Genomic DNA, 23,234 nt, shown 5'->3' with positions numbered 1-23,234 from the left:
CGGAGCGCGCCGTGGGAACTGCGATCCTCCCCGTGGCGCTGCGGCGCCGGGCGGCCGGCTGCTGCGCGGCCCTGCTGCTGGCGCTCGCCTGCGGTACGGGCGCCCGGGCGGCCCCCTCGCCGTCGCCCGTGCCCTCGCCGGAGGCCTCCGGGGGCGGCCTCGACCCCCGCATCACCGAGATCATGCGCAAACCCGAGTACCGCCACGCCCAGTGGGGGCTGCTGCAGACGGAACCCGGTGGCGGCCGGGTGCTGCACGGCATGTTCCCCGGGCAGTTCTTCATACCGGGCTCCACCGCGAAGCTGTTCCCCGTCTCCGCCACCTGGCGGACCCTCGGCCCGGACCACCGCTTCGTGACGCCCCTCTACGCGGTCGGGCGGCGCGCCGGCTCCACCCTGACCGGCGACCTCGACCTCGTCGCGCAGGGCGACCTCACCCTCGGCGGCCGGACCCGGCCCGACGGGACGGTCGCGTACACCGACCTCGACCACACCTACGCCAACGACTTCCCCGGCGCCACCCTCACCCCGGAGAACCCCCTCGCCGGGATCGACGAGCTCGCCCGGCAGGTCCGCGCGGCCGGCATCACCCGCGTGGAGGGCGACGTGATCGTCGACAGCCGGCTCTTCGCGCCCGACCCGGGGCTCGACCCGGTACCGACCCCGCTGATCGTCAACGACAACCTCGTCGACCTGCTGACCACCCCGGGCGACCGGGCGGGCGCCGCCGCCCGGCTGGAGTGGCGGCCCAAGGTCGCCCCGTACGAGGTCACCTCGACGGTGAGGACCGTCGCCGCGGGGAAGCCGACGGACATCACGGTGGCGGCCACCGACGGCGGCACCCGCATCCGGCTGTCCGGCACCATCGCCGCGGACGCCCGGCCGCTGCTGCGGACCTCGCCGGTCACGGACCCGGCCGCGTTCGGCCGGACGGCGCTGATCCAGGCGCTCGGCCGGGCCGGGGTGGAGGTCACCGCCGCCGCGACGGGCCCCAATCCGGTCGCCCGGCTGCCGCGCGACTACGCGGGCCGGCCGCGGGTGGCCGCGTACACCTCGCCCCCGTACGAGCAGTACGCGAAGCTGATCCTGAAGGTCAGCCACAACCTCGGCGCCAACCTGGACGTCTGCCTGCTGGCCGTCACCACCGGCAGCCGGCAGTGCGCCGACGGCTTCCCGGTGCTCGCCGCGTTCCTGGACCGGGCGGGCGTCGACCGCGAGCAGGTGGCCCTGATGGACGGCCGGGGCGGCAATCCCGCCGACCGGGTCACACCCCGGGCGCTGGTGCAGATGCTGGCGTACTGGCAGGGCACGCCGGACGCGCGGCGGTTCCGGGAGGCGCTGCCGATCCTCGGGGTCGACGGGCTGCTCGCGCAGAACTGCCGCGACTGTCCCGCGCGCGGCAAGGTGTTCGCGAAGACCGGCGCGGCCGTCGGCGGCGACCTCCTCAACGACCGGCTGTCGGTGGGGGCCATCACCATCGCCGGCTACCTGGACAAGGGCGGCGGACGCTTCGACACCTTCTACGCGGGCGTCACGGGCGCGATGACGCCGACCGCCGACCCGGAGGACGTGGTGGGCATCGCCAACGACCTGGCCCTGATCGCCGCCTACCTCCAGGAGGGGTCCTGACGGCCGGGGCGGCCGGGCCCGTGCCTACAATGGCTGAATGATCTTCATTGTGGTGAAATTCGCCGTCAAGCCCGAATACGTGGACCAGTGGCCGGAGAAGGTCGCGGAGTTCACCCGCGCCACCCGCGCCGAAGCGGGCAACCTGTGGTTCGAGTGGTCCCGCAGCCTGGAGGAGCCGGACACGTACGTCCTGGTGGAGGCGTTCCAGGACGACGCGGCCGAAGCCCACGTCACCTCCGAGCACTTCGCCAAGGCCCTGGAGACCATGCGTCCGCTGGTCACCCGCACGCCCGACATCGTCAGCACCACCATCGCGGGCGCCACGGGCTGGAGCCGGATGGGCGAGCTCCAGGTCGACTGAGACGGACCCGGCCGGGCCCTCTTGACCGGCGGTCCATGATGGACGGTATGACGACCGGATCCCGTGCGCGTTCGTTCGGTTCGGCGGCGGCCCGCTACGCCGCGCACCGGCCCTCCTATCCGGCCGCGCTGTTCGACGGCGTCGAGGAGCTGGCCGGGTTCCCGCTGGCCGGCGCCCGCGTGGCGGACGTCGGGGCGGGCACCGGGATCGCGAGCGCCCTCCTGCACGCCCGCGGGGCCCGGGTGGTGGCGGTGGAGCCCGGGGAGGGCATGGCGGCGGAGTTCCGCCGCCGCAACCCGGGGATCGCGCTGGTCCGGGGCGACGGCGACCGGCTGCCGCTGGCCACGGCGGGCCTCGACCTGCTGACGTACGCGCAGTCCTGGCACTGGACGGACCCCGCCCTCGCCGGCCCCGAGGCCCTGCGCGTCCTGCGGCCCGGGGGCGCGCTGGCCGTCTTCTCCAACGACCCCGACACGGACGTGGAGTGGATCGCCGACCAGCAGGCGCGCATCGAGAAGCGGTTCGGCCCGGGCTGGTACATCAACGAGCCGGCCCGTTCACTGCCCGGTCTGCACTTCACCACGCGGCGGCTGAAGTGGTCGCGCCGGATCTCCGTGGGGGCCCACCTCGGCAAGCTGTCGACGCACTCGCTCTTCCTGGTGGGCGAGCCGGGCACGGACGCCTTCCTCACCGCCGAACGCGCCCGCCTGCTGGCCCTCTTCCCGGACGGCATGCTCCAGGAGCACTACACGGTGGTCCTGGACGTGGCCGTCCGCCGGTAGGCCCCGCTGCCCCGGCCCCGCTGCCCCGGCCCCGAAGTCCGACCGCGCCCCGGCGGGCTTCACGGTGCTCCAGGAGCCGTGGCACCGGACCGGCCCGCCACACGCGGAAGGCCCCGGTCTCCGTGAGGAGGCCGGGGCCTTCGTTCGAGCGCTGGGCAGGCCTTGCACCTGCATTCCCCCACGGGAAGTGGGGTGTCTTTCCTTGGACCACCAACGCATCGTCCCGTCCGCCGTGTTTCCCGGCTGCGGGCTCGAGATCAACTATACGGCACTCCGGCGGCCGCCAAAACCGTGTGACACCGGGGGCGCCGACGGGTCAGCCTGGCGTGATGACCAAGGAATTGAACGTTCTGCGCCTGATCGTCAGGTACGACCCGCCGTACGGCCCGCACGAGGTCCGCGCGCTCGTCGACGGGGTGGACGTGATCGAAGAGGCCTTCGAGGACGAGGACTACTGCGCCGTGACGGGCGACCCCAGGGACTGGCTGCTGCCCGACGGACCCTTGTGGGTGGGCGACCGGCCGCACAGGGTGGACTTCGCCGAGCGGGGGTGCGGCTGCCACGACCTCCTGTACCTCACGCTGCGGCGCGACGGCGACACCGTCGTGTGGAGCTGGAAGACGTCCAGGCACGCCGGGGAGGGGGCTCCCACGCTCCCCGAGTACCGCTTCGACGCCGCCCAGTACGACGCCGAGCTGGAGCGTGCCCGATCGGACGGCGGCTGGGAGTGGCCGGCCCAGACGGTCTCGCGGCTGGTGCTCGACGGGCTGCGCGGCGAGACCGGGTGGCTGGAGCGCTGGTCGTGCGAACTCGGCCATGTGTGGACGGACCCGAAGCACCCCGGGCAGGTGCTGGTCTACTTCTTCCGTGACGAGCAGGATCCGGACGGCTCGTACGGGCGCGCCGAGGAGTTCGGTCTGGCGACGGCGGTGACGGACGAGGACCCCGCCCGCCAGGCCGACCGGATCGTACGGGCCTTCCTGGCGGGGGATCCCCGGTCGGTGGACGGGTTCCGGCCCTGCCCGATGGACGAGCTCGGGTACGGGCACTACCACGGTGACGGGCCGTCGCCCTGGAAGGAGTACTGCTGACCCCGGGTCAGAACCAGTTGACGGTGAGGGCGAAGGACGTACCCGCGCTCGCGCCGGCGGAGTCGGTCGCGGTGACGGTGACCTGGGCCGTGCCGGTGCTCCAGGGCTTGCCGGTGATGCGGCCGGAGGTGCTGTCCAGGGTCAGGCCCCAGGGCAGGCCGGAGGCTGCGAAGCGCAGGGGCTGCTTTCCGCCGGTGGCGGTGAGCTGGACGGTGCAGGGCTGGTTGAACCGGCACGTCTGGGGGCCCGGGTTGGCCAGCTTCAGGTCACCGGGGGTGGGTGTCGGGGTCGGGGTCGGGGTGGGCGTAGGCGTGGGGGTGGGCGTCGGGGTGGTGCCGCAGCCGGGGGTGGCCTCCGGGGGGAGGGGGACCTGCCAGATCTGGGGGTCGTTCTCCGAGCCGACCAGGAGGTGCGCGCAGTCCGCGTACGTCACGGTCTCGCCCTGGGACTGGACGGGGAGGGCCACGTCGGCGAGCTTGGTGCCCGAGGCGTCGTAGACCGTGGCCGTGTTGGCGCCCAGCGGGCCTCCGCTGCGCAGGGTGTAGGAGGCGCCCGTCGGGGAGAAGGCGCCGTCCGTGGCGAAGACCGGGCCGGGGCGGACGGCGGTGAGGGTGTTGACCTGGCCGGTGACCGGCGGGAGCGGGGCCTGGTAGAGCTGCCCGGCGGCGCCGATCAGCTTGCTGGCGACGAGGATGCGGCCGGTGGCCGGGTCGGCGAGCAGGGATTCGGCGTCGTGCTTGCCGTCGGCGTAGGCGAAGCGGTGGGTCACCGGGGTGACGGTGGCGTCGGCGAGCCGCTCCGGCTCGGGGAAGCCGTGCACGGTGATCTCCGCGCGGCTGCCGAAGTTGTCCCCGATGTCGCCGACCAGGACGGCCGGGCCGCCCGCGGCGTCCTTGCCGATCGCCAGGCCCTCCCAGTCGGTGTTGCCGACGCCCGAGACGGTGAGGGTGGCCTTGAGCACTCCGGTGGGTCCGGTGCAGTCGACGGCGAAGACCTGGTTGGTGTTGCCGCTGTCGTTGACGGCGTAGAAGACGCCCGGGTGCCTGCGGCTCATCGCGAGGCCGCTGATCTCGGTCATGCCGCCGGGCAGGGTGCACTTCTTCTCGGGGGCGGGGGCGGGGGCGGAGGCGGCGGTCCGGGTGGCGGAAGGTGCCGGGGCGGCGGTGGCGTCCGCCATCCAGGCCAGTGCGGGCAGGAGCGCGGCGAGGGCGGCGGTCGCGAGGGCGGCGGCCCCGGGGGGTGTCAGGAGTCTGGGCATGCGGACCATGTGAGGCGGCGGCGCCGGGCAACACCACCCCCCGGGAACCCCCGTTCGAGCATCGTTCAATGCCGCCCCGGCATGGGCCCGGGGCTCAGCGCTCCGGTTCCCGTACGGGCGCCTTGCGGCCGGCATGGGCGATGAAGGCGCGGGCCGCCCGGCTGAGCTGGCGGCGGGCGTGCGCGATGCCCACGGGGCGCAGCAGCGCCGGGGTGAAGGAGCGGATCTCGGCCCTGCTGCCGAAGGCCCTGGCCACCACGTCCCGGTACCAGATGAGGGATCCGCGTCCGTCGGTGACGCCCGTGACCCAGGCGAGGCGTTCGTCGACTTCCAGGGAGGGTACGGGGCGGACGCCCATGCAGCTGAACATGGCTTCCATCTCGGTGCGCCGGCCGGTTCCGGGGGTGGGCAGCACCATGGGGAGGCCGTCGAGCATGCGCAGGGGGACGGGGTTGGGCAGCCGGGTGCCGATCGGCGAGATCAGGACCACTTCGCGCTCCTGGATGAAGTGCGTGGAGAGCTCCTTGTCGACGGGGAGGTCGACCAGGGCCAGTTCGGCCCGCCCGCGGGTGAGTTCCTCGACGAGTGCTTCGCGGCTGTCGTACTTCTGGAGCCGGACGTCCACTCCGGGGTGGCGCTCGCTGAAGCCCGTCATCAGGTCCGTGGCCAGGTCGAGGGCGAGGGTGGGGGTGGTGGCGAGGGTGAAGGCCGCGCGCGAGTCCTTGCCGTGCGGGGTGCCGATGTCGTCGATGGCCTCGACGGCGTTGAGCACGGTACGGGCCAGCCGGACGACCCGGGCCCCCTCCGGCGTGAGGTCCACCCCCCTTCCCCGGCGTGCCAGCAGTTCGACTCCCAGGTCGCGTTCCATGGCCTGGACCGCTCTGGAGAGGGCCGACTGCGCGACGAACACCGAGGCGGCCGCGCCGGTGATGGACCGGCAGTCGGCGACGGCGACGAGGTAGCGGAGTTGCGCGAGGGTGGGGGTCATGAGCGGACGGTAACGGCGTGGGCATGGACCCGTAAGGGCTGGTGGGTGAACAACTGACGTGGGGTCCGGGGAGCGCCCCATACCGGCTCGGCGGCAAGACATGCCCGGGCGGCATGAGCCCGGCCGGACGCCGTACGCGGCCCCGTGCGCGGGGGCGGTCGGTCCGGCCGGGAAAGGCGCAGGCCAGCGGCGGGACGGGGGCGCGCGGCGGGCCCCGCGGGGGCGGCGGGCGGGCGCGCCGGCGGGCCGGGCGGGGCGAAGCGGCGTATTCCGTAAGGCTGTTGACAGTGCTGGACGCCCCCCGCACGATGCATCGCGGCGTCGGGCGTTTGACCACGGTTCAAGCCGGTCGCGCCGCCCGCACCGGAATGACGCCCGGCGCCGCACCTCACTGCATCGCTCTCCCCCGTTCTTCCGCCCTGTATCGCGCCATGTCACACAGCACTGGAAGAGGAGCGCTCGTGACCCACCCGCACCCGCAGTCCGCCGCCGCCCGTGAACTGGTCGTCGCGGTCAGTCCGTTCGAGGAGCCGAACCCGGCGATCGTGACCGCGGCCGAACGCGCCGGCTCCCTCGGCCTGCTCGACCTCGGCCGGGACCCGGACGCCGCGCGGCGCGCCTTCGCCGAGCTGGCCCGCCGGCTGGAAGGCGGGGGCGGCGGGGCCGGGGGCGGCGGGGCCGGCCGGTACGGGGTGCGGGTTCCCCCGGGGTGTGCGACGGGACCCGGCGAGCTGCCGCCCGCGGTGGACACCGTGCTGCTGGCCGACCCGGCCGCCCACACCCCGGAGCAGGTGGCCGCCTGGGCCGCGGCGCCCGGCCGGCCCCGGGTCTGGGCGGAGGCCACCGGGCGGGCCGAGGCCGCGGCGGCCGTCTCCGCCGGGGTGTCCGCCCTGGTCGCCAAGGGCCACGAGGCCGGGGGCCGGGTGGGCGGGGCCACCACCTTCGTGCTGCTCCAGCAGCTCCTGGCGGACTCCGGTCCCGGCGTGCCCGTACTGGCCCTCGGCGGGATCGGGCCGCACACGGCAGCCGCGGCCGTGGCGGGCGGGGCCGCCGGGGTCGTGCTCGACGTCCAGCTCGCCCTGACGGCGGAGGGAGAGGGGGCGCTGCCCGCCGAAGTGGCCTCCGCCCTGCGCGCCATGGACGGCTCGGAGACCCGACTGCTGGACGGGCACCGCGTGTTCACCCGCCCCGACCTGCCCGAACCCCCCGCCGGGCCGGTGTCCGCCCTGCTCGGCGCCCGCGGCCTGCGGGCGCAGCTGCTGCCCGTCGGCCAGGACGGGGCTTCGGCGGCCCGCCTGGCCGCCCGCCACCGCACCACCGGCGGGGTGGTCCGGGCCGTGCGCGCGGCCGTCACCGGGCACCTGGAGGCCGCCGTACGGGCCCGGCCGCTGGAGCGCGCGCTGTCCGTCGCGCAGGGGCCGATGACCCGGGTGAGCGATCAGGCCCGCTTCGCGGAGGCGGTGGCCGCCGGGGGCGGGGTGCCGTACCTCGCGCTGGCGGTGATGGAGGGCCCGGACGTACGCCGGCTCCTGGCCGAGACCGCCGAACGGCTCGGCGACCGCCCCTGGGGCGTGGGCCTGCTGGGCTTCGCCCCGGAAGAGCTGCGGCGGGAGCAGCTGGCGGCCGTGGCCGGGGCCCGCCCGCCGTGGGCGGTCATCGCCGGCGGCACCCCCGCGCAGGCGGCCCCGCTGGAGGCGGCCGGGATCCGTACCCACCTGCACGTGCCCTCGCCCGGCCTGCTGGAGCGGTACCTCGCCGAGGGTGCGCGGCGGTTCGTGTTCGAGGGGCTGGAGTGCGGCGGGCACGTCGGACCGCGGGCCTCCTTCCCGCTCTGGGAGGAGCAGATCGAGCGGCTGCTGTCGTGTCCCGAACCGCAGGCCCTCGACGTCCTGTTCGCGGGCGGCATCCACGACGGGCGCTCCGCCGCCATGGCGGTCGCGGCCGCCGCGCCGCTGGCCGCGCGGGGCGCGCGGACCGGCGTACTGATGGGCACCGCCTACCTGTTCACCGAGGAGGCCGTGGCCTGCGGGGCCGTGCTGCCGGTCTTCCAGCGGACGGCGGTGGACTGCGCGGACACCGTGCTGCTGCACACCGCGCCCGGGCACGCCACCCGCTGCGCGGCGACCCCGTACGCCGAGGCCTTCGAAGCGGCCCGGCGGCGGCTGGAGCGGGACGGCGTCCCGCAGCGCGAGGTGTGGGAGCAGCTGGAGCGGCTCAACCTGGGCCGGCTGCGGATCGCGAGCAAGGGGCTGCGGCGCGCCCCGGACACCCCCGCCCTGGAGCCGGTCGGCGAGGAACAGCAGTACGCCGAGGGGCTGTTCATGCTCGGGCAGGCCGCCACCCTGCGCTCCGGGACCACGACGGTGGCGGCCCTGCACGCGCAGGTGACCGAGGGGGCGACCCGGCTCCTGGAGCGGCGGGCCGCCGAACTCCCGGCCCCGCCCGCGGAGGCGGACGCGGCGCCGGACCCGCTGGACGTCGCCATCGTGGGCATGGCCTGCGCCTACCCCGGCTCCCCCGACCTGGCCGGCTACTGGGCGCGGGTCCTCGACGGGACGGACGCGGTGACGGAGGTGCCGGCCGAGCGCTGGGACCCGGCGCTCCACTACGACGCCGACCCGGCCCGCGCCGGCGAGCGCACCCCCTCCCGCTGGGGCGGGTTCCTCGGCCCGGTGCCCTTCGACGCCCTCGCCCACGGGATCCCGCCCGCGTCGCTCGCCGGGATCGAACCGGTCCAGCTGCTCGCCCTGGAGATCTCCGCGCGGGCCCTCGGGGACGCCGGGTACGGCCGGGAGCGGGAGTTCGACCGCTCGCGGACCTCGGTGGTGTTCGGGGCGGAGGCCGGCACCGAGCTGGCCGGCGCGTACGGGCTGCGGGCGCTGCTGCCCGGCTACCTGGGCTCGGTCCCCGAGGGCCTGGACGAGCAGCTGCCGCGGCTGACCGAGGACTCCTTCCCCGGGGTGCTCGCCAACGTCATCGCGGGCCGGGTCGCCAACCGGCTCGACCTGGGCGGCGCGAACTGCACCGTCGACGCCGCCTGCGCCTCCTCCCTCGCCGCCCTGGACCTGGCCTGCCGCCAACTGCGCGACGGGGACAGCGACATGGTGCTGTGCGGCGGCGCGGACCTGCACAACGGGATCAACGACTACCTGCTGTTCTCCTCGGTCCGCGCCCTGTCCCCCGGCGGCCGCTGCCGGCCCTTCGACGCGGCCGCCGACGGGATCGCGCTCGGTGAGGGCGTGGGCGTGCTGGTGCTCAAGCGGCTCGCGGACGCGGAGCGGGACGGCGACCGGGTGTACGCGGTCGTCAAGGCGGTCGGCGCCGCCAGCGACGGCCGCTCCCTCGGCCTGACCGCACCCCGGCCCGAAGGGCAGCGCCGGGCACTGGAGCGGGCCTACGCCCGGGCCGGGATCTCCCCGGCCGAGGTGGGCCTGGTCGAGGCGCACGGCACCGGCACGGTGGTCGGCGACAGCACGGAACTGGCGGTGCTGACCGAGCTGTTCGCCGCGTCCGGGGCGGGGCCGGGGTCCTGCGCCCTGGGGTCGGTCAAGTCGCAGCTGGGGCACACCAAGTGCGCGGCCGGACTGGCCGGGCTGATCAAGGCGGCCCGGGCCGTGCACACGGGTGTACGGCCGCCCACCCTGCACGTCGAGACGCCCAACCCGGCCTGGGAGGAGGCGACCAGCCCGTTCTTCTTCGACGAGCACGCCCGGCCCTGGGCGGTGCCGGCCGGGCGGCGGATCGCGGGGGTCAGCGCCTTCGGCTTCGGCGGCACCAACTACCACGCCGTGCTGGCCGGTTACGCCGGGGCGGACGAGCCGGGGCACGGGCTGGAGGAGTGGCCGGCCGAGCTGTTCTGCTTCCGGGGCGGGGACCGGCGGGCGGCGGGCCGGGCGATGGCGCGGCTCGCGGCCCGGCTGGAGGAGAACGACGCGGCCGGGCGGCCGTGGAGCCTGCGGGACCTGGCGGCGGAGGCCGCGGCGTCGGGGTCGGGCCCGGTACGGGTCGCGGTGGTGGCCGCCGACGCGGACGAGCTGGCCGTCCGGCTGGAGCGGGCCCGGGCGTTCGAGCCGGGCGCGGGGGTCCACGTACGGGAGGAGGCGGCGGATCCGGGTGGGGTGGCGTTCCTGTTCCCCGGGCAGGGCAGCCAGCGCCCGGGCATGCTGGGCGAGCTGTTCACGGCGTTCCCCGCACTGCGCGGGCTGCTGGACGGGGCGCCCGGCCCGGTGGTGTCGGCCATGTTCCCGCCCGCGGCCTTCGGCGCCGGGGGGCGGTCGGCGCAGCGGGCCGCCGTCACCGACACCCGGGTGGCGCAGCCCGCCCTGGGGCTGGCCGGGGCGGCGGCGCACCTGCTGCTCGGACGGCTCGGCGTACGGCCGGACTGCGTGGCCGGGCATTCGTACGGGGAGCTCACCGCGCTGTGGGCGGCCGGGGTGTACGACACTCCGGGCCTGCTGCGGCTGAGCGCGCGGCGCGCCGAGGCGATCCTGGCCGCCGCCGGGGCCGATCCCGGGTCGATGGCGGCGGTGTCGGCGGCCCCGGAGGAGGTACGGGAGACCGTGGAGCGGGCCGGGTGCGTCGTGGCGAACCACAACGCGCCCCGGCAGTGCGTCGTCTCGGGTCCGACGGCGGCGGTCGCCGCGGCGGTGGAGGCGCTGCGGGCGTCGGGGCTGACGGCGGAGCCGATCCCGGTGGCCTGCGCGTTCCACAGCGGGGTGGTCGCGGGGGCGGCGGGGGCGCTCGCCGCCGAGCTGGCCGCGACGGAGGTGGCCGGGGCCTCGGTACCGGTCTGGTCGAACACCACGGCCGGGCCGTACCCGGCGGACCCCGACGCGGTACGGGGGCTCCTGGCCCGGCAGGTGGCGGAGCCGGTGCGGTTCACGGAGCAGGTGGAGGCCATGTACGCGGCCGGGGTGCGGACCTTCGTGGAGGCCGGGCCGGGCCGGGTGCTGTCGGGGCTGGTCGGCCGGATCCTCGGGGAGCGCCCGCACACGGTGGTCCCGCTGGACGTGCCGGGCGAGCACGGCCTGGCCCGGCTGGTGGCGGCGCTGGCCGAACTGGTCGCGGCCGGGGTCCCGGTGGAGCCGGAGGCGCTGTTCCGGGGACGGACCCGGCGGCTGCCGGAGCGGGCGCCGGGCCGGCCGGGCTGGCTGGTGGACGGGCACCTGGTGCGTACGGCCGACGGGGAGCCGGTCGCCGGGGGGCTGCGGCCGGCCCGGCGGGTGGAACTCCCGGCGCGGGCGGAGGCCGCCGCGCCGGCGGGCGGGGACCGGCGCGAGGAGGCGGTGCTGGAGTACCTGCGCGGGACGCGCGAACTGGTCGAGGCGCAGCGGGCCGTGCTGCTGGGGTACCTGGGCGTGCCGGCCCCCGCGCGTCCCGGGGCGGAGGCGGCGGGTCCGGCGGAGGCCCTGCCGCGCGAGCTGCTCGCCGGCGCCGGTACCGCGCCCGCGCCCGTGCCGGCGCCCGCAGCGGCTGCCGCTGCCGCTGCCGGGGGGAGCGCGGCTCCGCGTACGGCCGAGGAGGTGATGGACGCGGTCCTGGAGGTCGTCCACATCCGGACCGGCTACCCCCGGGACATGCTCGACCCGCAGCTCGACCTGGAGGCCGACCTGTCGATCGACTCCATCAAGCGGGTGGAGATCATCGGCGCCCTGGCCGACCGCATCGGCCTCCCGCGGGAGCCGGGCGGCTCCACCGGGTCGGCCGTCGAGGAGCTGTCCCGCATCAAGACCCTGCGCGGGATCGTGGACTGGATCGTCGCCCGCGCCGTGCCCGGCCCCGCCACCGGCCCGGAGCGGGAGCCTGAGCAGGAGCATGAACAGGAGCGGGAGCCTGGGCCCGGAACGGCACCGGCCCCGCTCGCTCGGCTGCGGGTGGCGGCGGTGCCCCTGGCCCCGGCCGCCGGGGACCCGGAGGCGCTGCGGGGCCTGCGCATCGGGATCGTCGAGGACGGACAGGGGCTCGCGCCCGCTCTCGCCGGGGCGCTGCGCGAGCGGGGTGCCGGGGTACGGCTCCTCGCCGGGGCGGAGGCCGGGCTGGACGGGATCGTCGACCTGACCGCGCTGCGGGCCGGGGCCGACCCGGTGCTGCCCGGGGCCTTCGAGGGGCTGCGGCAGGCCCTCGCCGGCGGGGCCGGGCGGCTGCTGCTGGTCACCGCGCCCGGGACGGCCGGGGCCGGTCTGCCCGGGTTCGCCCGCAGCGCGGCGCTGGAGTTCCCCGGCACGCTGGTCCGCGCGGTGGAGGTCCACCCCAAGGAGGACCCCGAGCGGACCGCCCGGCTGCTCCTGGCCGAGCTGGCCTGCGGGGCCGCCGACGGGGACGGCGCCTGCGTCGGGTACGCCCCGGACGGGGCCCGGTTCGCCCGCCGGGCGGTGCCCGCCGCACCGGCCGCCGCCGGGCGGGCCCTGCCGCTCGGCCCGGACTCGGTGGTCCTCCTCACCGGCGGGGCCCGCGGGATCACCGCCCGCACCGCGCTCGCGCTGGCCCGCGCCACCGGGTGCCACGTCGAGCTGATCGGCCGGACGCCCGAACCACCGCCCGGGGAGGACGCGTTCGGGCAGGCCCGGGACCGGGTGGCGCTGCGGGCGGCGCTGATCGCCTCGGGGCTGCGCACCCCGGCCGAGATCGAGGCGGCCGCCTCGCGGATCCTCTCCGAGCGGGAGGTGCGGGCCGCCCTGGACGGCCTCGCCGGCGCGGCGGCCTCCGTCCGCTACCACCGCGCCGACGTCACGGACGGGGCGGCGGTCCGGGCCGTCGTGGCGGACGTACGGGCCCGGCACGGCCGGCTCGACGGGATCGTGCACGGGGCCGGAGTGCTGCGGGACGGGCTGCTGCGCGAGAAGCGGGCGGCGGACTTCGCGGAGGTGTTCGCCGTGAAGGTGGCCGGCGCCCGGCACCTGGCGGCGGCGGCCGCCGAGCACGGGACGGGGCCCGCGCCCCGGTTCCTGGCGCTGTTCGGCAGCGTCGCCGGGGTGTACGGCAACCGGGGCCAGTGCGACTACGCCGCCGCCAACGACGCCCTCGACACGCTGGCGCGCACCTGGGCGGAGTCCTTCCCGGGCCGGGTGCTGTCGGTGGACTGGGGGCCGTGGGCGGCGGAGGCGGGCGGGATGGTCACCCCGGAGCTGGAGCGGGAGTACGCCCGGCGCGGGATCCCGCTGATCGCGCCGGAGGCGGGGGCCGCCGCGTTCCTCGCCGAACTCGCGCACGGGGACGACGTACAGGTGGTCCTGGCGGCCGCCGGGCCGGAGGGGCGGGGCGATGAGTGAGCGGGCGGGGCGCGGTCCGCGTCCGACCGACGCGGCGGTCGTCGGGATGGGCGCGGTGTTCCCCGGCGCCGGGGATCTGGCGGCGTACCGGCGCAACGTGTTCGCCGGTACGGACTGCATCGGCGAGGTGCCGCCGGAGCGGTGGGACCCGCAGGTGTACTACGACCCGGACGCGGCCTCCGGCCCGGCGGCCGGCGACCGGTTCTACTGCCGGCGGGGCGGCTTCGTCGACGGCCTGGCCGGCTTCGACCCCACCCGGTTCGGGATCATGCCGGCGGCCGTGGAGGGGGCCGAGCCGGACCAGCTGCTGGCCCTGCGGGCGACGGCCGAGGCGGTCGCGGACGCGGGCGGCGAGGAGCGGCTGCCGGCCGACCGGTCCCGGATCGGGGTGGTGCTGGGGCGCGGCGGGTTCATGGGGGTGGCCACGGCCCGGCTGGACCAGCGGGTGCGCACGGCGCACCAGTTGGCGCAGACCCTGCGGGAGCTGGCGCCCGAGCTGGGCGAGCGGCGGATCGCCCGGGTGCGGTCGGCGTTCCAGGAGGCGCTGGGGCCGGAGCGGCCGGAGGCCTCGATCGGCCTGGTGCCGAGCTTCACCGCCGCCCGGACCGCGAACCGGCTGGACTTCCGGGGCCCCGCCTACACCCTGGACGCGGCCTGCGCCTCCTCGCTGCTGGCCGTGGACCAGGCGGTCGGGCTGCTGGCGTCCGGACGCTGCGACGCGGTCGTCGCGGGGGCGGTGCACCACTGCCACATCGCCACGCTGTGGAGCGTGTTCACGCAGCTGCGGGCGCTGAGCCCGAGCGAGCGGATCCGGCCCTTCGACCGGGCGGCCGACGGGACGCTGCTGTCCGAGGGCACCGGGGTGGTGCTGCTGAAGCGGCTCGCGGACGCGCAGCGGGACGGGGACCGGGTGTACGCGGTGGTCCGCGGGACGGGGGTGGCCGGGGACGGCCGGGCGGCGAGCCTGATGAGCCCCCTGGTCGCCGGCCAGGTACGGGCGCTGGAGCGGGCCTGGCGGGAGGCCGGGCTGGACCCGCGGGCGCCGGGGGCGCTGGGGCTGCTGGAGGCGCACGGCACCGGGACCCCGGTGGGGGACGCCGCGGAACTGGACACCCTGGCGCGGGTGTTCGGGCCGGCGGGGCCGGGGGCCGGCTCGATCGGCTTCGGGTCGGTGAAGTCGGCGCTCGGGCACACCATGCAGGCCTCCGGCATGGCCGGGCTGATCAAGGCCGCGCTGGCGGTGCACGAGGGGGTGCTGCCGCCGACCCTGCACCTGGAGGACCCCCACCCGGACCTGGCGCGGACCCGGATGCGGCCGGTGACGGCGCCCGAGCCGTGGGAGCGCGGGCCCGCGCCGCGCCGGGCCGGGGTCAACGCGTTCGGCTTCGGCGGGATCAACGCGCACGTGGTGCTGGAGGAGGCGCCGGCCACCGGGCGGGCGGCTCCCCCGGTGCGCCGGTTCATGCCGCTGGGCACCGGGGCCGCCGCGCCCGTGGGGTCGGGCACGCCCGTGGGGGCGGGCGCGGGGGGCGGCGTGCTCCTGCTGGCGGCGGGCACCCCGGCGGAGCTGGTGGCCCTGCTGGCCGCGCCGTCGCCGGTGTCCGGCGGGGACGGTCCCTGCCGGGTCGCGGTGGCCGGGCCGACGCCGCAGCGGCTCGCGCTGGCCGCGAAGGCGGTGGCCCGGGGCCGGCCCTGGCGGGGGCGGGGGGACGTGTGGTTCAGCCCGGAACCGCTGGGCGGCCGGGTGGCGTTCCTGTTCCCGGGCCTGGAGCCGGAGTTCGCCCCGGTCCTGGACGACGTCGCGGACCGGCTGGGCATGGAGCGGCCGCGCCTGACCCGCGGCGGCTCGCTGATCGAGCGGGCCCTGGACGCCATCGTGACGGGCCGCTTCCACGCCCGGGTGCTGCCCGCGCTCGGGATCCGGGCCGACGTGCTCGCGGGCCACAGCCTGGGCGAGTGGGCGGCGATGGTCGCCGCCGGCATGTACCCCGAGGACGCGGCCGACGCCTTCCTCGACTCGCTGCGGCCCGGCTCCCTCAAGGTCCCGGACCTGGTGTACGCGGCGCTGGGCTGCGGTGCCGGGCGGGCGCGGGCGGCGCTGCACGGGCTGGAGGGGGTGGTGGTCAGCCACGACAACTGCCCGCACCAGTCGGTGGTCTGCGGCGACCCGGAACAGGTCGCGGCCGCGGTCGCGCGGCTGCGCGGCGAAGGGGTCCTCGGGCAGGAGCTGCCGTTCCGTTCGGGCTTCCACACCCCGATGTGGGAGCCCTACCTCGGGCAGGTCCGGGCAGCGTTCGCCCGGCTGCCGCTGGAACCGGGCTCGGTGCCGGTGTGGTCGGCCACCACCTGCGCGCCCTTCCCGGACGCCCCGCAGGACGTACGGCGGCTGGTGGTACGCCACTTGCTGGAGCCGGTGCGCTTCCGCGAGCTGACGCTGCGGCTGTACGAGGAGCAGGGCGTCCGCAGCTTCGTGACCCTCGGCCCCGGCAGCCTGCCGGGCTTCGTCGAGGACACCCTCCGCGACCGCCCCCACCTGGCGGTCTCCACCTCCTCCCCCCGCCTGCCGGGCCTGCCCTCCCTGACCCGCGCCTGCGCCGCGCTCTGGACGGAGGGCCACACCCCCCACTGGGACCTCCTGACGCGGACCCCTCCCGCCGACGCCACCGCTGCGCGGGGTGCCTCCGCGGCACCGGCGGCACGGGGCGGGGGCGGCACGCGGACAGGGCGGTCCGGAGCCGACACGCCCGCGGCGGAGCCCGGGGCCGGGCCGGGGGTGCGCGGGATGAGCCTGGACCTGGGGTCGCCGCTGGTCCGGCTCGGCGAGGCGGCCCGGGCCTCCCTGGGCGGGCTGCTCGGCGCGGCCGCGGCCACCGACCCCGGTCCGGCTCACGCCGCACCGCAGGTGCGGCCGGTGCTGCTGTCCGCCCTCGACGCGGTCCTCGACGACACCCGTTCCGCCGCCCGCAGCGTCGCGGAGGCCTGGACGGCGGCCCGCCCGCCGCGACCGGCCGGGGCGGACCCCCGGTCCGCCACCGGTGCGGGCCCGGGCCCGGTACCCGGCGCGGGGCCGGGTGCGGAGCCTGACGCAGGGTCCGCCGCCGGGGGTACCCCCGGTGGTGGGGGGAGGGTTGCGGGGAGGCACAGGATGCGGGTGTCGCTCGATGTGCTGCCCGGCGTGCGGGACCACTGCGTGTACCTCCAGCCCGACGGCTGGCCCGAGGACTCCGACCGGTTCCCGGTCGTGCCCATGACCACCATGCTGGAGCTCGCGGCGGACGCCGCCCGGCGCCACGCGCCCCCCGGCCTGGCGGTGACCGGCTACGAGGACGTGCGCGCCCTGCGCTGGCTGCCCGTCGAACCGGCCCTGGACGTCGAGGTCCTGGTCCACCGCGAGGGCCCCGGCCGGTTCCGGGTCGCGCTCGGGGAGTACGCCTCGGTGGTCGTCCTGCTCGGCGAGCGGTTCGGGGCGCCGCCCGCCCCCGACACGACGCCCCTGCGCGACCCCGGGCCCGCCCCGGTCAGCGCGGCCGCCCTCTACCGGGACCGGTGGATGTTCCACGGCCCCCGCTTCGCCGGCGTGCACGAGGTGCGTACGGTCGGCGCGGACGGCATCGAGGGGGTGCTGAGGGCGCTCCCCGACCCGGGGGCCCTGCTCGACGCGGCGGGACAGCTGTTCGGGCACTGGATGCAGCTCAGCCTGCCCGTGGACCGGCTGGTGTTCCCCGCCACCGTGGACCGCGTCCGCTTCTTCGGGCCGCCGCCCGCCGCGGGCGGGCTCGTCCGGGCCGCGGCCCGGGTCCGGGACGTCCAGGACGTGACCGTGCGCGGGGACGTCGAGCTGCGCCTGCCGGACGGCGGGGTGTGGGCCCGGATCGAGGGGTGGACGTACCGCCGGTTCGGGGCCGACGAGCGCGTCTGGCCGATGAAGTTCACCCCGGAGGTGTGCGGCATCGGCGAACCGCAGCCCGGCGGCTGGTGCCTGGCCCGCAGGCGCTGGAGCGATCCCGCCTCGCAGGAGCTGGTGATGCGCCGCTACCTGGGCGCCGCCGAGCGGGCGGCGTACGAGCGGCTGTCGCCGCGGGCGCGCGGGCCCTGGCTGCTCGGCCGGATCGCGGCCAAGGACGCGCTGCGGCAGCTGCTGTGGGACGGCGGTGCCGGACCGGTCTTCCCGGCGGAGGTGCCGGTCGGCAACGACCCGGCGGGCCGGCCGCTGGCGCTGGGGCCGCTCGCCGCCGGGTTCGGGCTGACGATCGCCCACAAGGACCGGATCGCCGTCGCCCTCGCCCGTCCCGGCCGGGCGGCGGGGATCGACCTGGAGCCGGTGGCCGCCGACCCGGACGCGCTGGTCCGCGTCGCCCTCGGGCCGGGGGAACTCGCCCTCGCCGAGGCGCTCGCCGGTGCCCCGGCGGGCACCCGGGGCGCCGGCGGCCTGCCCGCCGCGCTGACCGCCCTGTGGTGCGCCAAGGAGGCCGCCGCCAAGGCGCACGGCAGCGGCCTCGGCGGCCGGCCGCGCGAGTGGCGGGTGTCCGCCGACCCGGACGGCGACCCGTTCTCCGGGGACGGCTGCCTCCTGGTGCGGTCCCCGGACGGCCGCCCGTACCCGGTGCGCACCACCCTGCTCGGATCCTCGCCGCCCGGCCACGTCGTCGCGTGGACCTGCGACGGCACACCGTCCGACGTCCCCTTCCACCTCACGGAGACACGCCATGGGAAATGACATCCTCGCCGAGATCACCGGCATGCTGGTGGAGATCGTCGGCGACGAGTACCTGCTCGCGGACGAGGTCACGATGAAGACGACGTTCAACGAGGACCTCGCCCTGGAGAGCATCGAGTTCGTCGCCCTCGCCGAGGCTCTGCACCACCGCTACGGCGCCGCGGTGGACCTGATGGGCTTCCTCGCGGAGAAGGACATGGACGCGATCCTCGCCATGTCCGTGGGTGAACTCGTCACCCACATCGGGCGGATCACGCACGCCTCCCTCTCCCGCGGCACGGCGGGGAGCGGGGCCTCCTCCGCCGCCGTGGCCGGCTGAGCCCGCCGTGGCCTTCGTCCGCGCGGGTTCCCTGCGCTTCCACGTCCAGCGGCTCCCCGCCGCCCCGGCGGCCGTGGCGGCCGGTCCCGGCCGGCCCCTGGCGGTGTTCCTGCACGGCCTGGTCGTCGACAACCTGTCCTCCTTCTACTGTCCGGTGGCGCTGCCGGCCGCCCGGGCCGGGCACGAGGTGCTGCTCTACGACCTGCGCGGCCACGGCCGCACCGAGCGCCCGGCCGACGGCTACGACAGCCGGACCGCCGTGCGGGACCTGTTCGGTCTGCTCGGCTCGCTGGGGCTGGGCCGGCGGCCCGTGCACCTGGTCGGCAACAGCTACGGCGCCACCCTGGCCCTGCACGCGGCGCTGGCCCGGCCCGACCTGGTCACCGGGCTCACCCTCCTCGAACCGCCGCTCGGCGGGCCGTGGGTGGAGAACATGGTGGACACCCTGTCGGCGGCCGCGCTGAGCCTGGAGGACAGTCCGGTGCCGGCGGAGCTGCTGGCCCTGCGGCTGCGCAAGGCGGCGCACCTGACCGCCATCGCCGACGACCTGCTCAACCGGACCTCCCTGATCGACGACATCGCCGGGAGCCGCGCCTTCACCCCGGCCGACTACGCGCGGCTGCGCTGCCCGGCGCTGGTCGTCTGCGGCGAGCACTCCGAACTGGTGCCGGGGGCCCGGGAGCTGGTCCGGCACGCGCCGGCGGCGGAGCTGCGGATCCTGCCGGGCCTGGGGCACGACGTCCTCAAGGAGAGCAGCGGGGTGCTGCGGGACTCCGTCCTGGCGCACCTCGACGCGACGGCGCAGGCCCCGGTGTCCCGGGCGGCGGCGGTCCGCCCGCGGGCGGGAGCTCTGGTCCCGTGAGGGCGCTGTTCGCGGTGCCGCCGCTGGCGGGGCACGTCAACCCGACCGTGGCCGTCGGGGCCGAACTGGCCGCGCGGGGCCACGAGGTCGCCTGGACCGGGCCGGCCTCCGCGCTGGCCCGGCTGCTGCCCCCGTCGGCGCGGGTCCTGCCCGCCGGGGACGACGCCGGCGGCGGCGGGTACGCCGCGCTGCACGAGCGGTGGCGGGACCTGCGCGGGGTGGGCGCGCTGCGGTTCCTGTGGGAGGAGGCGCTGATCCCGCTGGCCCGGGCGATGGTGCCGGGGGTGACCCGGGCGGTGCGGGGCTTCGCACCGGACGTGGTGGTCTGCGACCAGCAGGCCCTGGCCGGGCCGCTGGCCGCCCGCCGGCTCGGGGTGCCGTGGGTGACATCGGCCAGCACCTCGGCCGAACTGACCGGCCCCTTCGCCGGTTTCCCCAGGGTCGGGGAGTGGGTGGCCGGTCAGGTCGCGGGGCTGCTGGCGGAGTTCGGGGAGGGCGGCGGGGACGGCGGCGGGTGGGACCCGCGCTTCTCCGAGCTGCTGGTGCTGGTGTTCTCCACGCCCGAGCTGCTGGGGCCGGGCGCCGTCTGCGCCCCGCACCACGCGTACGTGGGCCCGGCCTTCGGGGCGCGGCCGGCCGTGCCCGGGTTCCCCTGGCGGCGGCTGGACCCGGGCCGGCGGCGGGTGCTGGTGTCCCTGGGCACCCTCAACCAGGAGGCGGGCGCCCGGTTCTACCGGGCGGTGCTGGGCGCGGCCGAACGGCTCGCGCCGCAGGTGCAGCTGGTGCTGGCGGCGCCAGCCGCGCTGGTCGGGGAGGTGCCCGGGCACGTACTGCTGCGGCCGAGCGTCCCGCAGCTGGAGCTGCTGCCGCACCTGGACGCGGTGGTCTGCCACGGCGGCCACAACACGGTCTGCGAGGCCCTCGCGTACGGGCTGCCGCTGGTGGTCGCCCCGATCCGCGACGACCAGCCGATCGTGGCCCGGCAGGTCACCGACGCCGGGGCCGGGGTCCGGGTGCGGTTCGGGCGGACCGGGGCCGAGGAACTGCGGGACGCGATCACGGCCGTGCTGGACGATCCCGGCCCCCGCCGGGCCGCCCGGCGGATCCAGGCATCGTTCGCCGCGGCGGGCGGGGCGTCCGCCGCTGCCGACCGGTTGGAGAAGCTCACATGACACCGCTCGTACTCCCCCGCGTCCGCTGGACCTCCGCGGTGCTGCTGGCCGCCCTCGGTGCGGGCACCGTACGGGCCGGCCGCCGGCTGCGGGCGGTCCCGGTGCTGCCGGCCGCCCCGCCCGCGTCGGCCGGGGTGCCGGGGGCCGCCGGGTGGCGGCTGCTCACCGCCCGCGGGGTGGAACCGGACGCGGCCGTCTTCCTCGCCGCGTGCGCGTACGCCGACCGGGAGGGGCTGCGGGTGCTGGACCTGCTGCCCGGGGACCTGCCGGCCGAACGGGCCCTCGGGCTGCTGCGGCTGGTGGACCCGGCCCGGTACCGGGGGGACCGGCTCGGGGAGGGGCGGGGGGCCGGCTTCGCGGTGCTGGTCGCCGAGGAGGTGCTGGAACGGGCCGGGGCGGCCGGCGGGGGCGGGCCGGGGCCGGACGCGGGCCCGGCGGAACTCCTGGCGCTCACCCGGCGTTTGAAGGAGTACGCCGCCGGGGCGACGGGGCTGGCCGTCGCCCCGGGTCTGAGCTGCGGCCCCGGCGCGGGCGGTGCCGGCGGTGCCGGGCGGGCCGCCGAGCTGCGGGCGCAGGGCCTGCCGGCCGGGGCGCTGGCCGCCGCCCAGCTGTCCGGGCTGGCGCTGCTCGCCGCCGTCGCCCTGCGCCAGGGCCGGTGGGGGGCGGCGGCGGCCGGGCTGTACTGGCTCCAGCCGTACCTGGTCCTCGGCGGGCCGGGCTCCCCGCTGCGCCCCGCCGATCTGGCCGGGGCCACCGCCGGCCGGCCGGTGCGCTCCCTCGGCGCGGCCCTGCGTACCGCCGTGGCGGCGGGCGGCTCCCGGGACGCGGACGGAGGCCGGGGTCCGGGGGCGGCCGCGGCGTACCGGGCCGAACTGGACGCGGGGACGGGCCGGTTCTTCGAGGAGCGGCGCCCCGACTGCCCGTGGTGCGGCTCCGGGCCGCTGTCGGTCCGGGTGCGGGTGCCCGACCTGCTCCAGGGGAAGCCGGGCCGGTTCACGCTGGAGGCGTGCCGGGCCTGCGGGCACGTCTTCCAGAATCCGCGGCTCACCCCGGAGGGGCTGGAGTTCTACTACCGCGACTTCTACGACGGGCGCGGCGGCGAGGGCGCCGGCACGGTCTTCGGCCGGCTCGGCCCGTCCTACCGGCGCCGGGCGGAGATGCTGCTGCCGCACACGGTCCCCGCGTCCTGGCTCGACGTCGGCACCGGGCACGGCCACTTCTGCAACGCGGCGCGCGAGGTGTGGCCCCGGACCCGGTTCGACGGGCTGGACATGGGCGACGGGGTCTGCGGGGCGGAGCGGCGCGGCTGGGTGGAGACGGGGTACCGGGGCCAGTTCCCGGAGTTCGCCCCGAAGCTGGCCGGCCGGTACGAGGTGGTCAGCATGTACCACTACCTGGAGCACACCCGGGATCCGCTGGCCGAGCTGGACGCGGCGGCGGCCGTCCTGCCGTGCGGCGGGTACCTGACGGTCGAGCTGCCCGATCCGGAGTCGCGGATGGCCCGGCTGCTCGGTCCGGCGTGGCTGCCGTGGTTCCAGCCGCAGCACCAGCACCTGATCCCCGCCGCGAACCTGCGGGAGGCGCTGGCCGACCGGGGGTTCACGGTCCTCGCGGAGGAGCACGGCCCGGCCCACCAGGGCAACGACTTCTTCGGGGCGGTGGCGCTGACCGCGGCGCGGCTTGCCCCTGACCCGGACCGGCCGTGGGGGCCGCCGCCGACGGCGGGCGCGCGGGCGCGGGCGGGTGCCGTACGGGTGGCGTCCGTACCGTGTTTCGCGGCGGCGGCGGTGCTCGACGCGCTGCGCACCGCGGCGGCCCGGTACACCGACGGCGGGAACGCGTACCGGATGCTGGCCCGCAAGGACGTGCCGTGACGGCCCCGGCCGGCGGCGGCCTGGCCCGCCGGGCGACCGCCGATCCGCTGTTCCGGCTCGTCGCCTACGCCCTGGAGGCCGCGCACGGCCGGCCCCCGGCGGCGGTGTGGAGCGCGCCCCACGCCTTCCACCTGGGCTCCCCCGGGCTGGTGGCGGCGGCCGGCTGGCCCGCCGCGGCGGCCGCGGCGCCGCGTGACGACGGCCTGGTCCGGCTCAGCTCCCTCGCGCACCCCGCCGACGGCTGCGACCTGCCGCTGACACGGTCCGGGCCGCCGCCGGCCGCGCCCGCGTGGGCGGTGCGGCCGTACGCCGTGCTGCGGGCGCTGGCCCGGGCGGGCCACGGCCGCGGCGGGACGGACCTGCACGTGCAGGGCTCGCTGACGGCCGCCGCCGGGCTGTCGACGGCGGATCCGGCGGACTGCGCGGTGGCGCTCGCCGTGGCCGGCGTACACGGCCCGCCGGGCGCGGAGCCGGACCGGGAGGGGCTGGCCCGGCTGCTGGCCGGGGCGCTGCCGGACGGGGACGACGCCCTGCGCCGGGCGGTGTTCTTCGCCCGGCCGGGCGAGGCCCTGCTGCTCGGCGCGCGGGCCGGGCGCCCGCGGTACGTCGGCTTCGACCCGGCCGCCTCGCGGGCGCGCCTGGTGCTGGCCGCCGTACGCGGGGAGCCGGCGGAACGGCCCGCGGAGCTGGCCCGGACCGTCGCCCTCGCCCGCCGGGCGGGGGCCCTGAGCGCCTGGCCGCCCGGCGGGCGGCCGGAGCGGAGCGTGCTGCTCCTGCTGCCCGAGGCCCGGGTGGCGGCGGTGCGGGCGGCGGTCGCGGAGGACTTCCGCGACCCGGGGCGTCCCGTACCCCCGTTCCTGAACATCTCCGTGGCCGGGGCCGCCCGGCGCGAGCACTGACCCGTCGGGCCCCGT

13 protein-coding genes are annotated in these 23,234 nt (G+C 77.6%); 11 read left to right on the top strand and 2 right to left on the bottom strand.

Annotated features, from left to right (window positions below):
• Window positions 1-11 precede the first annotated feature (11 nt).
• From dacB to ACQKM2_RS04760, 4 genes are all read left to right on the top strand, one after another.
• Window positions 12-1,628 (top strand): D-alanyl-D-alanine carboxypeptidase/D-alanyl-D-alanine endopeptidase, encoded by a 1,617-nt coding sequence (dacB, locus tag ACQKM2_RS04775; RefSeq protein WP_427706582.1) that lies wholly within the window; start codon window positions 12-14, stop codon window positions 1,626-1,628.
• A gap of 37 nt (window positions 1,629-1,665) precedes the next feature.
• Window positions 1,666-1,989 (top strand): putative quinol monooxygenase, encoded by a 324-nt coding sequence (locus ACQKM2_RS04770; protein ID WP_427706580.1) that lies wholly within the window; start codon window positions 1,666-1,668, stop codon window positions 1,987-1,989.
• Between the two features lie 47 nt (window positions 1,990-2,036).
• Complete coding sequence (locus tag ACQKM2_RS04765; RefSeq protein WP_427706578.1) at window positions 2,037-2,771, top strand: class I SAM-dependent methyltransferase; 735 nt, start codon at window positions 2,037-2,039, stop codon at window positions 2,769-2,771.
• 329 nt (window positions 2,772-3,100) lie between these two features.
• Complete coding sequence (locus ACQKM2_RS04760) at window positions 3,101-3,862, top strand: hypothetical protein (protein WP_427706576.1); 762 nt, start codon at window positions 3,101-3,103, stop codon at window positions 3,860-3,862.
• 7 nt (window positions 3,863-3,869) lie between these two features.
• On the opposite strand, the gene ACQKM2_RS04755 is transcribed toward ACQKM2_RS04760, so the two are convergent.
• Window positions 3,870-5,120: a putative Ig domain-containing protein gene (locus ACQKM2_RS04755; protein WP_427706574.1), complete on the bottom strand. Its 1,251-nt coding sequence runs from the start codon at window positions 5,118-5,120 to the stop codon at window positions 3,870-3,872.
• A gap of 94 nt (window positions 5,121-5,214) precedes the next feature.
• Window positions 5,215-6,108 carry a LysR family transcriptional regulator gene (locus ACQKM2_RS04750; protein WP_427706571.1) on the bottom strand — a complete coding sequence of 298 codons (894 nt, stop codon included), beginning with the start codon at window positions 6,106-6,108 and terminating at the stop codon, window positions 5,215-5,217.
• A gap of 461 nt (window positions 6,109-6,569) precedes the next feature.
• Between ACQKM2_RS04750 and ACQKM2_RS04745 the strand changes: the two genes are divergently transcribed.
• From ACQKM2_RS04745 to ACQKM2_RS04715, 7 genes are read left to right on the top strand one after another with little or no spacing between them, the layout of a single operon-like run.
• Window positions 6,570-13,376, top strand: a complete 6,807-nt coding sequence (locus ACQKM2_RS04745; protein ID WP_427706569.1) for an SDR family NAD(P)-dependent oxidoreductase — start codon at window positions 6,570-6,572, stop codon at window positions 13,374-13,376.
• Entirely contained in the window at window positions 13,369-18,093 is a 4,725-nt protein-coding gene (locus tag ACQKM2_RS04740; RefSeq protein WP_427706567.1) for a beta-ketoacyl synthase N-terminal-like domain-containing protein, read from the top strand. The genes ACQKM2_RS04745 and ACQKM2_RS04740 overlap by 8 nt, the downstream gene beginning before the upstream one ends.
• Entirely contained in the window at window positions 18,083-18,412 is a 330-nt protein-coding gene (locus ACQKM2_RS04735) for an acyl carrier protein (protein WP_427706565.1), read from the top strand. The genes ACQKM2_RS04740 and ACQKM2_RS04735 overlap by 11 nt, the downstream gene beginning before the upstream one ends.
• Before the next feature lie 7 nt (window positions 18,413-18,419).
• On the top strand, window positions 18,420-19,274 hold the full coding sequence (locus tag ACQKM2_RS04730; protein ID WP_427706563.1) for an alpha/beta fold hydrolase: 855 nt from the start codon (window positions 18,420-18,422) through the stop codon (window positions 19,272-19,274).
• The gene (locus ACQKM2_RS04725) at window positions 19,271-20,446 is read left to right on the top strand and encodes a glycosyltransferase (protein WP_427706561.1); all 1,176 of its coding nucleotides are present in this window, start codon (window positions 19,271-19,273) and stop codon (window positions 20,444-20,446) included. Before ACQKM2_RS04730 ends, ACQKM2_RS04725 begins: the two co-directional genes overlap by 4 nt.
• The gene (locus ACQKM2_RS04720) at window positions 20,443-22,320 is read left to right on the top strand and encodes a methyltransferase domain-containing protein (RefSeq protein ID WP_427706559.1); all 1,878 of its coding nucleotides are present in this window, start codon (window positions 20,443-20,445) and stop codon (window positions 22,318-22,320) included. The genes ACQKM2_RS04725 and ACQKM2_RS04720 overlap by 4 nt, the downstream gene beginning before the upstream one ends.
• Window positions 22,317-23,219 carry a galactokinase gene (locus tag ACQKM2_RS04715; RefSeq protein ID WP_427706557.1) on the top strand — a complete coding sequence of 301 codons (903 nt, stop codon included), beginning with the start codon at window positions 22,317-22,319 and terminating at the stop codon, window positions 23,217-23,219. Before ACQKM2_RS04720 ends, ACQKM2_RS04715 begins: the two co-directional genes overlap by 4 nt.
• Window positions 23,220-23,234 lie beyond the last annotated feature (15 nt).

Origin of the sequence: Streptomyces sp. NPDC004126 (assembly GCF_050275515.1) — a bacterium.
Classification (GTDB): domain Bacteria; phylum Actinomycetota; class Actinomycetes; order Streptomycetales; family Streptomycetaceae; genus Streptomyces.
Note: the sequence above shows the minus strand (reverse complement) of the source record. Positions and strands in the feature narration are given on the sequence as shown.

What these genes read in the sequence shown, in the direction of transcription:
- ACQKM2_RS04740 (WP_427706567.1), top strand. Translation starts at nt 13,369, where the DNA reads ATGAGTGAGCGGGCGGGGCGCGGTCCGCGTCCGACCGACGCGGCGGTC.
- ACQKM2_RS04770 (WP_427706580.1), top strand. Translation starts at nt 1,666, where the DNA reads ATGATCTTCATTGTGGTGAAATTCGCCGTCAAGCCCGAATACGTGGAC.
- ACQKM2_RS04765 (WP_427706578.1), top strand. Translation starts at nt 2,037, where the DNA reads ATGACGACCGGATCCCGTGCGCGTTCGTTCGGTTCGGCGGCGGCCCGC.
- ACQKM2_RS04760 (WP_427706576.1), top strand. Translation starts at nt 3,101, where the DNA reads ATGACCAAGGAATTGAACGTTCTGCGCCTGATCGTCAGGTACGACCCG.
- ACQKM2_RS04755 (WP_427706574.1), bottom strand. Translation starts at nt 5,120, where the DNA reads ATGCCCAGACTCCTGACACCCCCCGGGGCCGCCGCCCTCGCGACCGCC.
- ACQKM2_RS04750 (WP_427706571.1), bottom strand. Translation starts at nt 6,108, where the DNA reads ATGACCCCCACCCTCGCGCAACTCCGCTACCTCGTCGCCGTCGCCGAC.
- ACQKM2_RS04720 (WP_427706559.1), top strand. Translation starts at nt 20,443, where the DNA reads ATGACACCGCTCGTACTCCCCCGCGTCCGCTGGACCTCCGCGGTGCTG.
- ACQKM2_RS04735 (WP_427706565.1), top strand. Translation starts at nt 18,083, where the DNA reads ATGGGAAATGACATCCTCGCCGAGATCACCGGCATGCTGGTGGAGATC.